This window comes from Bacillus sp. SH7-1, assembly GCF_008042405.1.
In the GTDB taxonomy this organism is placed as follows: domain Bacteria; phylum Bacillota; class Bacilli; order Bacillales; family Bacillaceae_G; genus Bacillus_A; species Bacillus_A thuringiensis_N.
In genome coordinates this window covers 65,346-77,542 of record NZ_QNUD01000010.1, presented here as the reverse complement: position 1 = coordinate 77,542, position 12,197 = coordinate 65,346, and the positions used below count along the sequence as shown (strand labels likewise).

Sequence of the window (12,197 nt, the reverse complement as noted above, 5' to 3'; positions counted from 1 at the left end):
TCTATTCCAGTGTTAAAGTAGGTCCGTTTAAACGTAACCAATCTTTACGTTGTTCATAGTCGGGTAGGATAGAACGTACAAAGTTCCAGTAGTCATTACTGTGATTCATATATCTTAAATGTGCCAATTCATGTACGAGTACGTAGTCTACAATGGACATTGGTGACATGATAATTCTCCAGTTTAAATAAATGTTACCCTCAGATGTACAAGAACCCCAACGCATTCTCTGCTCCTTTAGTTGCACATCATTAGGTGTAACACCCATCTTAGCACAATAGAGCTTTAAACGTGACTGTACCTTCGCTTTACCGTGTTCAAGATACCAAGATTTGAACAAGTCTAGCAATTGCTGTCTCTTCTCCTTTTCGTCTATTCCAACTGGAACGGTTGCGATGAATTTTCCTCTTACAAAATTCAGCTGAACTTTTTGTAGACCTTCTTCTCTATATACTTTTAATCGATAGTTTCGTCCTAAATAAGCAAATTTCTCACCGCTAACAAATTCCTTTGGGAAAGGAGGTTCAGTTATCTCATTCACCTCTTTTAGCTTCTGGAAGATAGTAGGTGCTTTCTTTCGTATAATTTCCTCAATCTGTTCGTCAGTAATCCCCGTAGGGGCTATGAGCCGAATATCTTCCATCCATTCAACAATAATAGATACGTCTTTTTTATCGTCGACATACTCGATGGTATACTCAATAGCTGTAGTTCCATATTGAAAAGTCGGCATGTTATAACTCCTTCCCATGTATATCATCATTTTAAGGATAGAAGTATGTTATGGCAACTGTAATAACATTTATAATTTTTGCTAGACGTTGTTGTGTATGCATCAGCGCAATTGAGAGCGTTATAAGTAGTCGGAGGGGTGTGTCATATAAGTGCTGAAGAGGGGAGGGGGGTGTTTTCCACGTTTAATAGTAGCCTTGTTAGGGAAAGAGAGGGTAGCACCTACATACACACCAATACGATGTGAAAAATTCCGATACGAGACGGATAAAAGACGACCTATATACGGGGATGAGCGGGGGTTAGCATTAATTTTCCTCTAGAATGACGATAAGCCATAAATTAATTTTATATCAAAATTGAAAAGTGAAATGTTAATGGTTACATACATGAGTAAACCATAAAGGCTTTTTGGAAGCAGGGAACTCAAAGATAGTTTGTGCTTTGGGTTTCTATCTAGCTTATATATGGACGTCCCAGAAAGTACAGTTGTCTAATTATTGTTCCTTTTAGTTTAAAAAATGAACTTAACGGAACCATAATAATCTTTTTTGTTGTTTGTTTTTTAAAAAAGAATGATAACACAATTTTATATTATTATAGTTCCCTTTAGTCTTAAAAATGAACTATGAGGGATAAGTCTGTCTGAAGAGAAATGCCTAGTTCTCAGATTTTACAATCAAAATATACTGAAATGTTTTTGAATTAAAATTAAATAAAGCATATTAATCTACGTCGACTTAAAAAGAGGTCTAGTCAACGGTAGTTTCACATTTTGAAACGCTTTTATCATGTTTAGTAAACAAATAGGGAATTGATAGAGTTTTTTAAGAGATGAAGCATGTGAAGGAAATAATGAGAAAATAATATTTTTTAAAAAAACCTTGACACGACCAATTAGAAGTGGATATTGAGAAACAGCAGCATTTTACTGCTAAAACTCATGATTTCAATTTCTTCTAAAAATGTTTGAAACATCAAGAAAACATTGCTCTTTCAAGGGGTTCAACCCCGATTTAGTATAATAGAGATAAAGCGACCATCGCTAAGACAGTCGACTTTTTCAGCATAAAAAAACTAAATTTAGAGGAGTAACAAATTTATGGAAACCAAATTTGAACACAATATTAAACTTGATAATCACGTTATAACAAAGCTGCTTGAACAAAATGATAAAAGAGCATTGTTTATATACACATATGCGTTGAGATGGAATATTGAGAGATTATGTGTACCAACGCCAATATCGTTTATTTTAGAATTATTAGGGAAGAAACCTGTAGCAGCGAACATCAAATCAGTTAGAAATTCATTAAAAATACTTGTAGAGATGAAATTAATTAAGGTGTACTCAGAAATCACATTGAAGAATGAGGCTGATATTGACTCTTTAAATAAGAATGACTTTATGTATATCGTTGCAGAAGAATCATTATCAGAAGATAACTATACATTACTTAAGGCTGAATATGTTGATATGACTATGATAAATGCATCTGAACTTGAGAGAGAAGATATGATGGCAATCGTGTTGTTGTTAAGCCGTAACATTGAACGAAGAGATGAAGTATTACAGATTTGTTGGCATTCTACTGATAAGCTTACAAAAGAACTTAAAATCAGAAAAGCTAGGTTATTTCAACTGATTAATGGTCTTAAGGAACTTGAGGTTATCTACTTTGAAAAGCTTACATTTGAGTTTGGTGAAGGCAAGAAGAAAGAACATCTTATTTACTCCATGTTTGGTGATTCTGAACAGGTTAAAATGGCAGTTAAGACGGCTAAAGCATATGGTAAACTTGATGCTAGAGCCAAATGTGCTATTAAACATGATGATTATGATATCATCGTTCCGCTATACGATGATGAAATTGAAGAGATGTTTTATGCTCATCGATTTGCAAAAGATGAAGATGTATACAATCTTTTAATTCATATATATTTTAATGGTGAAATCCTAGGAGATACTACTTATGAATTAAATGCTCGCTCTGTTGGTGTAGTTAATAATGTATACAAGGAGTTTGGTAAAGACATTCTTGTTCAAGCTCTTGATGCAATTGGTTTTAAAGCAAGTGGCGCAGATAATCCAACAGGATACTTAATCTCGAGGTTACCAGACATTGCTAGGGAGTTTTCACAAAAAGCTTCTTAATAACTGAAACTTTATTCTGGCTTAATAAAGTTAAGGGGGGGATTAATTCCCCCATTTCATATTTCATCTGATAAAGTTATTTGATTGTGAAGGAATGTATTTAAACTGTAGGTGTATTTCTATAATAAGTAGGAACGTTTTTTACTAACGAAGCAGAATAGTTTCATGAAGCAACATTCAAATAATCATTACATAAGCCTATTCAGAAACAATTATAAAAAACCGTTATGGATAAATAACGGTTCAGTGTAATGATTATTGGACTTTTGCTGCATTTCTTTTTTCTTTACGGTCTTGGTTATCGAACATCTCGCTTATTGATTTTCCAACCGCACGTTCAATGATTGAAAGGACTTTTTTGCGATTTTTTTCAAATTCATCAAAAGATTGTTCATGACGCATCAAATCCGCAATTTCCGCAATAGCCTTCTTTAGTTTTACACGTTCAAGGCTGGCATCAGACTTCTTCATGGGTTGTGGTTGCTTAAATTTACTGTTTAATTCTTTTGCTTCGTTCAATCTCAATTCTAAATTTTCTTTATATCTTCCCACGTTTTTCTTCCAACGGCTAGTTTCGGCTTTTCGTGTTGCCCACCTCTTAGTAAATTCTTTTTCATCGTAACGTAATTTCAATTCAGCCTTGTATTCATCGTCTTCATTTTTTCGCCGTATAAACTGAGCTAAAAGGTCAGCGTGCAAGGCTTTCAGCTCCTTTAACCATTTCGCCACGGAGTCTTCATTTTTTCTTAATTGTTGTGCTGATTGTTCATTCAGTTTGTTTTTAATATCTAACTGGACTAATTCTTGAAAACTTTCATCATCAAGTCTTGAATAACCTTTAGGTGTTTCTCTCATCAGTCTATTGTAATCCATTATATATGATACCTCCGTTCTATCATTCTATGACCCTATTATTTTACCATAATGTGGAACTGTTCTTCCAACCCCTCCTTCGTTGTAGAAGAAATTAGAAACTCAAACTAAAATATCTTCTTTAATTAACAGAGGGGGCTTTTGTTACACAACAAATGATAAAGAACTTGGAAACCTCATCAAGTTCTTTTTAATATCAATTACAAAGTGAATTGACCTGTTATTTTCCTGCTTTTTCTGTTTATATGGGAACAGGTTCTATATCTTCCGAATTTTGGTGGTAATCAACTTTGCTTAACATCTTAAAATAAAGGGAGTTAGGTATATTAAAGGAGACAGAATTTGATAAAATATTAATGTAGGAAAAGTTCGCTTAACCCCGAAGGGTAATTACAGAATGAACAAAAAACATGGATAGGACGGCATGAATATTGTACTTTGATACACGCTAGAGTACCCATTCATCTTAAATTTATTAATCATTAACGTAATTGGTGAAAGGAGTGTTGGTTTGAAATTGTTAACTTGGAATATAAGACAAGGTGGTTCAGTGAAGCGCATCCCAAGGATTGTAGAGCAACTAAGTAAACATTCACCAGATGTACTCTTATTAACAGAATACTGGGAAGGAGAAAAGGGGGAAGAGATTAAGCGGTTACTAAGAGAAGATGGGTATGAATATATGATTTCTAGTAATGGCGCTATTAAGCAAAATAGTCTACTATTTGCTTCTCGTTATCCTTTTGAGGTTGTTCCATCTTTTTACAAGAAAAACAGAAACGGACAGCGCTGGTTAGAGATTAGAATACCCCAATATGAATTACATATTATTGGAGTCCATATTCCAACTAATAACAATGATGTACAAGAGAAGCTGGAATTTTGGCAAGAAATAAATGCCTTTGCAAAAGAACAGGGGAATTTTAGGACTGTTATAATGGGGGACTATAATACAGGACTAGAAGAAGATACACAAGGCGCTCCTTTTGTCGGACCACAGTATATGCAAAAATTAGTTGATATAGGTTGGATTGATACTTGGAGATATACACACGGTTCTTTTTCTGGTTACTCATGGTACAGCACGAAGGGAAATGGCTTCCGAATTGACCATGTCTTTGTTGCACCTGTTTTAAAAGAAACCATACTTGAATCATATTTTTCACATCAAGAGCGTCTAAATGGTTTGTCAGACCATTCTATTTTAGTGGTAGAACTACAAATATAGCTATTTATTGTAAGTGTGAATAAGGAGGAAGTACATAAATGACATAGGGAAAAAAATTCAAGATGTAAAGAGCTAGTGGACATTTTAAAATAAAAAGTTTAATAAATCATGTAATCAAAAGGGGGAGGAGAGTGGATGACTTTAATATTTGATAGAGAATATCTGAAGTCTTTGTTTGTTGGCGACAAAGAAAAGAGGATTCGTAGAGTAGAAGAATCTCTTCGAAGGGTATATGAATATTCTGTTAATGGGCAAGAAGGAAATGTAAAAAGTCAGAAGCGTACCCTCCAAGCTGATAAAGATGAAACAATTATCACACTGTATACATTTGCAGCCATTCACAAGAGTAAAAATGATGGATGGAACGATATTCTAACAAAATGCTTTCCAAGCGAGTCATGGAACATACATAATACAAATCTAAGGTTAGAGCAAGCAATTTCACCTTCGAAGAATATGCAGGATAGATTAAGAGGTCAGGCTCTTTCTAATCCAGTCAAATACCTAAGGGAACAATGTAATTCTGAGAAAAGGGTAGAAGGAAAAACTAACTTTGATGCTTTGTTAGAGGTCAACACGGATAAGAAGATTTTCTTCGAGTGCAAATATACTTCTGATATATCCTATCAAACAACGTATGTAACAGAAAGAAACCAAATAGCTAGATGTATTGAAGTAGGATTAGAAGCAGTGAATTATAATGTAGAAAATTTTTATTTTATATTAGTTACTCCCGAACGCTACAGGAAGTTCCCAGGAAGTAGGCTCTACTATTTTAAAATGAAGCAATATCAAAATGACCCAAAGGCTCTTGCTATGGATTTACCCACACTTACAGAACGGTTTGGAGATAATGAATATCATGAAATTTTAGTGAAAATAATGAAACATATATGTTGGTTGACTTGGGAAGATTGCTTTAAAACCACTCAACAGATGAAACACTTAACACCCTTACAGTTTGATTCATTAAAGGCTTTTTACAGTGATAGAAATATATTACCTTTTTAATTGTTCTTATAAAAATAACTAATAAATTTTTGATTTTAATAGGAATTACCATTAGGAATCTTTACTTCCTTCTATTCTATTGCCTTTATCAAACATAAGAGTAAGAATGAACTGCCTGTCACAATCTTTCAATGAGGCTATTACAATATTGTGAATGTAAAATACTAGGACATGTGGTATAATTTAATTTCTAAATAATTTGTCTTTTTTGTAAATTGTCAATGTGGAGGTCTATTATGTTACTGAGTAATACTGATATAAAAAGAGAGTTGGTTAGTACTAAAAAACTTAGCATCTACCCCTTAAGTTTGGAGAATATTAAAGCCAGCTCAATTAACTTAACTGCAAGCGCTCATGCATGGGATATTAAGTCTGGGGATTCTGTTGTAACATCTGATAAAAAAAAGATAATTGTAAGGGCTTCCACAACTGTGTCTATACACAGCCAAGAGGCGATATGGGTATCTAGAAGGATAGGAGGTACATATCATCCTAGAGTCTCTTTGGTAGCAAAAGGATTAAGCAACATATCAACTACCTTAGACCCTCAATGGTATGGACTCTCTCTGGTAACAGTAAGTAATAATACAGGTCAAGATATTGAGCTTAAAGTAGGAGAAGCTTTTGTTTCTGTTATGTTATATTATGTTAACTCTCCTGCTGAAAAATGGAATATAGATAATCAGGCTGGTAGACCTGACTTATACAGTAGGTTTAAACTAACTGATGATGATAGAGACTTTCTTAACCAACAATGGCATAAAAACCATCCTTCCATAGTAGCTGCTATGAAAAGGTCTGATACCTACAAAGAACTTGTTAATGATAAGAAAAGGTTTAGCAGATGGTTCAAAAGCATTTCTACAAATCCACTGATTGTTGGCATCTTGGCAGGAATAATAAGTGGTGTCATAACAGGCATTATAATTTATAAGCTAGGTATGAATTAATGACAGCATTCAAATTGACCTTTCTAGTATTAATGAAAGGTCTTAATTTTTTGCCTTTTTCACAAACTTACATCTTTGAAACAGTATTTTAATACGTAAGTCGACAGGTTAAGCGGAAATCTAAATTATAGTTAAAGAAAACCTTTATTCACAGTCTTATGAGGATGTTTCTTATTCACTAATACGGTCGTCAAAGGATTAATGCCGTTAGGTATTAGCGTTCTGTAGAGAGTGTACAAACAGCCGCAAATAAATGCCTAATATATCTTATTTAGGGGATTAAACTTCTTATTATTTTCCTTTAATTCATTAGAGAACATATGCAGATAACGCTCAGTTGCTTTTATACTAGTATGACGTAAAATTCAAGTATATAATAAAATTACCATATACAGCACAGTTAAGGACTTCAAGGAGGCTCTTAACGATGAATGGAAGCGTCAAAAAAGATAATAAAACAGGAAAGTATTTTTATATTGTAGATATTGGTATTGACCCTTTAACAGGTAAAAGAAAGCAAAAAAAGAAAAGGGGATTCATTACTAAAAAAGAAGCAGAAAATGCTTTAACAATGATACTTTCAGAAGTTCATACTGGGACATATGTAGAACCTAGTAAGCTACTTTATAGTGAATATCTTGAGAGTTGGTTTAATACGAAGAAGCACAGTGTGGGTATTCAAACAGCAAAAGTGTTGAAAGGGTATCTAAACAGTCGCATCATTCCTTCTCTAGGCAATATCAAACTAGCTAAGTTAACATCATTGCATATGCAAAACTATGTCAATTCACTGCGAGATGAGGGATTAAAGCGAGGGACAATCGAGAAGATAATCAAAGTCATTCGGAATTCTCTTGAACATGCAATTGATTTAGAGTTAATAAGTAAAAATGTTGCAGTCAAAACAAAGTTGCCTAAAGCTGATAAGGAAGAGTTAACTGTGTGGAATGAACATGAAGTACAGTTGTTCTTAAAAGCTGCGCAGGATAGCAGGTATTCTATTGTCTTTCATATGGCTTTTGTGACTGGAATGCGACAAGGTGAATTGCTAGGGTTACGGTGGAAAGATGTTAATTTAGAAAAGGGACATTTGACTATTAGCCAAACGTTAAGTCATGATGGGAAGACGTTTTTGCTTGGAGGAAAGACAAAATCAAGTCTAAGAAAAATACTATTACCTGTATCAACAGTAGCAAAGCTAAAGAAGCATAGAGCAGTCGTATTGAAAGAGAAGCTGAGTCAAGGTGAAGAATACCAAGACAATGACTTGGTGATGTGTACTCCTTCTGGAACACCAATTAATCCTGCTAATGTTCGAAGAGGTCTAAATGCTTTGATTAAGAAAGCGGCTGTGCCAAAGATTCGATTTCACGATTTACGTCATACACATGCAACGCTGTTATTGGCTAAAGGTGTGAACGTGAAGGTGATTTCTGAGCGGTTAGGACACAGTAACATCAAAATCACATTAGACACTTATTCGCACGTATTGCCAACGATGCAAGAAGATGCAGTTAACAAAATAGAAGAGATTTTATAGGGAATGTGACCAATTCTGTGACCACTGACTTTATAGAGTATGAAAGTAAACAAATAAAAACCGCATCAAATGTTGATTTGACACGGTTTCTACAAATATGACCCCGGAGAGGCTCGAACTCACGACCTCCACCCTGTCAAGGTGGCGCTCTCCCTGCTGAGCTACGGGATCTTCAAAAATGCTTATGTAACAGCATCTTTTATGTTTAGGCTAAAGTAATTATATATAATTAACTGAAATTTTACAATATTTTTATATTAATCTTTTGAAAGGAAAGTATTTGGAATCACATTAGTAGTGTATTAAGGAATATATAAGTAGAAAGTTTAATTAAAAGTGGGTTCAAATAAAGCGGTTATATTATTTTTTTCGATACCAATCTAAAGGACCTTCATCACTTAAATCAATAAGAAAAGGGAATAAGAAGTGTAAAGGTAAGCTTAAAAATTCTGGCATAGCGTTCACAGTTTTCTTTGATAAATATTGCCTTCCGAAACAATACGGACAATCTTTTTCAAATGTCACGAGTATCGACCATACATCTTTTACTTTCCATTTCGTTTTACAATATGTACAACGCGCCATGAAGTTCCTCCTCTGTTTTAAATGTTTTCTAATATATTCCATTTAATTGTACTAAAGTCAAGTGTATTTGATGTGATAAAATGTGAGTTTTTTGTAAAAAGATAATAAAGCTCTATCACTTAAAACAAGCATACCCCCCGGTCTGAATTTAGGACGGGAGTATGCTTGTTTTAATTTTCGATACAGTGTACTTCATTGTACTCAACATATACCAATAAAGCTAAGGTTTATTCAATGATCGTGCCCGATTGGCGAGGACTAATTAAAGTTTCACTTTATGTCCAGCTGTTTACACATTGCCCAGATAACTTCGCGTTAAGTTTGGGAGAACAATTTTTCCGCTCTTACTGTATTTTTCGAATAACTCTGATAGGAGAAGAACAAAGTTTTTATACTCTCCGTCATTTTCTTTCGGAGCATAGGACGCTGATAAATTCCTTCCCAGAAAACCTTCATAATCAAAAAGTAAATCATTTTGATATTCTTTAAACTCGTACTTTCCATCTTTAAAAAAGCTGTTAAAAATTTCTGGCGTTTCCTCGATTCCACCGCTAAATCCTTTGAAATTCGGGCAGGTCTTCTGGCAAATTTCTGCATTCTCTTTAATAATTGGGCTAGTTACATCTCTACTATTCCAAACAAGAGCAACATGTGCTTTTTGTTTCAAAATCCGTTGGCATTCGATTTTGAAAGCTTCTTTATCAAACCAATGAAATGCTTGAGCAACAGTTACTAAATCTACACTATTTTCTTTTAAAGTGGTATGTTCGGCAGTTGCTTTTATTGATTGAAAATGAGAATATTGGCTTAACGATTGCTCTGCCATTTGTCTCATGTCATCATTTGGCTCAACTCCAATGACATGTAAACCACTTTCAAGCAGCTGGTGGCTAAATATCCCCGTACCTGAACCAATATCGGCGACAATCTGATTCTTATTCAGTTCGTTAGCCGAAAGCAAATAATCAATATATTCTTTAGGATAACTAGGGCGATATTTCGCATATATATCTGCCTTGTCAGTAAAATTTTCTGTTGTTTTCACAGTACTACCTTCTTTCCAGCAATATTATGTACAGAAATAGGAACCAAATAGTAATTTCCGCATCATTCTCTAAGTCTACAACGTAAAAGTTCATCTAAATGGAGCTGCCTTAGTGCTCTTATTCAAATTATACTATTTTGCGTGATATCTTCCAAAAGACCATAATTTTTATTCATCTAAATGGTCTAATTGTTGAATACTATGACCATTTGTATATCGTACGAGGTTTATGTAGGATAAGAGATTTCTATGTTTAATATCCAAATTGGCCAATATATCCTTTTTACAATTTACTTAAAATCATGTATAACAGAGATACAAGATTATTTCATAAATATTCAGAAGTAGAGGGAGAATTATTGTAATGGTAAGGAAAACGTTCAAGATGCGCGTATCTAGAAATAGAACGATTTCAATTAATGGCTCGATTCTTGATGTGGATGTTACACATGATGAGTTTTTACAAGAGTTTGTTGAGTGGGTCGATTCTAAAGGTTGGTCGTTTATGGGGATGACAGATGAGATTACACCTGAGGAAGCTAGTCAAAATTTAATAGATTCATTGATTGATGAGAAGGATAAGAAAGAATAATTCTTTCTTATTTTTTATTGTATATTTATGTTCTTCATCGTAAAAGTATGATATAGTAAAAAACAGTGAATGTTCTTCCAATTTAATACAAATTACATATAGATTGGTAGATTCAATTTTTAAACTGTGAGAGTATAGTGAAAAGGGAGAGTCATATGGTTAATTTTAAGAAAATTTTGGTTTTTATTACCGTTATTTGTTTGTTTTTTTTGACACCTATGACGTTACGTGCTGAGACGAATGTTGGAGTGAGTCCAGAACAAGTGGCACCACCACCTAAGGAAGGGCCAAATGTTTTTAGTCAGTTTGCAACTACGATTGATGCGAAAACCGGAGATGTTTTGTATGACAAAAACGCACATCATCGTGCATTTCCTGCTAGCATGACGAAAGTGTTAACGGCGATTTTACTTATGGAGCATACGAATCCAGAAGATCAGTTTACATTTTCACAATTAGCATTAGATCAGGAGAAGAGTAATTATCAAATTGAGTTTCAACCTGGTGAGACAATAAATAGAAATACTGCGCTTATGATTTTAATGGTGTTAAGTGCAAATGATGTGTCGTATGCGATTGCGGAGCGGATTGGTGGAAGTGTGGAGAATTTCGCTAATATGATGAATGAAAAAGCGAAACAACTAGGGGCGACAGATAGTCATTTTGTAACACCAAATGGATTACATGATCCGAATCATTATACAACTCCATTTGATATGGCTATGATTACGAGAGGTGTGCAAAAGTATCCTGAAATTTTACAAGCGATGAATACGAAAAGAACGACAGTTACGACATCTAGACAGACGGTGTCTATTTTTAATAAATCTACTTATTTTGAAAATCCATATAGTATTGGCGGTAAGACGGGTTTTACAAATGAAGCGCGCAATACGCTCGTTCTATTAAATGAGAAGGATGGAAATCGTATTATAAATGTAGTAATGGCTTCTCAAAGACCTGAAATTTATGAAGACTTGAAGCAGATGGCGGAATATTCTTTTGGTCAATTTGTGAAGCAAACTGTACTAGATAAACATAGTTGGCATCAAAAGACAACGTATTTAAATAAAGATATTGATAGCGAGCTTGAACAAAGTGCAGAACTGATGCTTAAGAAAGATGAAGGGAAAAATGTGAGAACGACCTTCCGTGCGGCTTCATTAGATAAAGATTCTTTGTATCATAAAGGAATTCATCGTGGTGAGGTAGTTGGGGCAGTTGATATTACGAAGAATAATCAAACAATTGCGACGGTAAATGTTCTTTCTAAAGAAGATGTTACTTTTGCGCTGCCTAAAAAAGATACGGTCGAGCCTGAAGTAAACGAATCAAACGTGAAAATAATAAGCATTGGGATAGGTGCTGCCATATTATTTGGAGCCATTTTATTTGTAGTGCTACGCCGAAATACAAAAGGAATAAAATCAGAAGAAAAATAAATTACTAGTTTAAAGGGCTGTGAAGAGACTTTGTCACAGTCTTT

Annotated in this window: 11 protein-coding genes and 1 tRNA gene; 7 read left to right on the top strand and 5 right to left on the bottom strand. The window is 34.2% G+C overall.

Features of this window, described 5'->3' with window-relative positions; translation table 11 throughout:
* Nucleotide 1: 1 nt before the first annotated feature.
* Nucleotides 2-733, bottom strand: a complete 732-nt coding sequence (locus tag DN390_RS12160; RefSeq protein ID WP_147807427.1) for a M48 family metallopeptidase — start codon at nucleotides 731-733, stop codon at nucleotides 2-4.
* 1,101 nt (nucleotides 734-1,834) lie between these two features.
* Here DN390_RS12160 and DN390_RS12155 point away from each other — a divergent pair.
* Complete coding sequence (locus DN390_RS12155; protein ID WP_097810126.1) at nucleotides 1,835-2,887, top strand: hypothetical protein; 1,053 nt, start codon at nucleotides 1,835-1,837, stop codon at nucleotides 2,885-2,887.
* A gap of 255 nt (nucleotides 2,888-3,142) precedes the next feature.
* Here DN390_RS12155 and DN390_RS12150 read toward each other — a convergent pair whose 3' ends face one another.
* Nucleotides 3,143-3,760, bottom strand: coding sequence for a hypothetical protein (locus DN390_RS12150; protein WP_147807426.1), 618 nt, complete (start codon nucleotides 3,758-3,760; stop codon nucleotides 3,143-3,145).
* 511 nt (nucleotides 3,761-4,271) lie between these two features.
* On the opposite strand from DN390_RS12150, the gene DN390_RS12145 reads away from it, so the two are divergent.
* The 4 genes from DN390_RS12145 (at nucleotide 4,272) to DN390_RS12130 (ending at nucleotide 8,489) form a co-directional block, all read left to right on the top strand.
* Nucleotides 4,272-4,988 carry an endonuclease/exonuclease/phosphatase family protein gene (locus DN390_RS12145; protein WP_017672834.1) on the top strand — a complete coding sequence of 239 codons (717 nt, stop codon included), beginning with the start codon at nucleotides 4,272-4,274 and terminating at the stop codon, nucleotides 4,986-4,988.
* A 135-nt stretch (nucleotides 4,989-5,123) separates the two neighbouring features.
* The gene (locus DN390_RS12140) at nucleotides 5,124-5,999 is read left to right on the top strand and encodes a hypothetical protein (RefSeq protein WP_017672835.1); all 876 of its coding nucleotides are present in this window, start codon (nucleotides 5,124-5,126) and stop codon (nucleotides 5,997-5,999) included.
* A 236-nt stretch (nucleotides 6,000-6,235) separates the two neighbouring features.
* A complete protein-coding gene (locus tag DN390_RS12135) occupies nucleotides 6,236-6,949 on the top strand; it encodes a dCTP deaminase/dUTPase family protein (protein WP_097810130.1) in 714 nt (237 codons plus the stop codon).
* A 427-nt stretch (nucleotides 6,950-7,376) separates the two neighbouring features.
* The gene (locus DN390_RS12130) at nucleotides 7,377-8,489 is read left to right on the top strand and encodes a tyrosine-type recombinase/integrase (RefSeq protein ID WP_147807425.1); all 1,113 of its coding nucleotides are present in this window, start codon (nucleotides 7,377-7,379) and stop codon (nucleotides 8,487-8,489) included.
* A gap of 98 nt (nucleotides 8,490-8,587) precedes the next feature.
* On the opposite strand, the gene DN390_RS12125 is transcribed toward DN390_RS12130, so the two are convergent.
* The 3 genes from DN390_RS12125 to DN390_RS12115 form a co-directional block, all read right to left on the bottom strand.
* Nucleotides 8,588-8,660: transfer RNA gene (locus DN390_RS12125), tRNA-Val, on the bottom strand.
* Between the two features lie 189 nt (nucleotides 8,661-8,849).
* Nucleotides 8,850-9,074, bottom strand: coding sequence for a hypothetical protein (locus tag DN390_RS12120; protein ID WP_098951794.1), 225 nt, complete (start codon nucleotides 9,072-9,074; stop codon nucleotides 8,850-8,852).
* 289 nt (nucleotides 9,075-9,363) lie between these two features.
* Nucleotides 9,364-10,119, bottom strand: a complete 756-nt coding sequence (locus DN390_RS12115; protein ID WP_147807424.1) for a class I SAM-dependent methyltransferase — start codon at nucleotides 10,117-10,119, stop codon at nucleotides 9,364-9,366.
* A 364-nt stretch (nucleotides 10,120-10,483) separates the two neighbouring features.
* Here DN390_RS12115 and DN390_RS12110 point away from each other — a divergent pair, with 364 nt between their 5' ends.
* Both DN390_RS12110 and DN390_RS12105 read left to right on the top strand, forming a co-directional pair.
* On the top strand, nucleotides 10,484-10,711 hold the full coding sequence (locus DN390_RS12110) for a hypothetical protein (RefSeq protein ID WP_000251865.1): 228 nt from the start codon (nucleotides 10,484-10,486) through the stop codon (nucleotides 10,709-10,711).
* 155 nt (nucleotides 10,712-10,866) lie between these two features.
* Nucleotides 10,867-12,153, top strand: a complete 1,287-nt coding sequence (locus DN390_RS12105) for a D-alanyl-D-alanine carboxypeptidase family protein (protein WP_147807423.1) — start codon at nucleotides 10,867-10,869, stop codon at nucleotides 12,151-12,153.
* Nucleotides 12,154-12,197 lie beyond the last annotated feature (44 nt).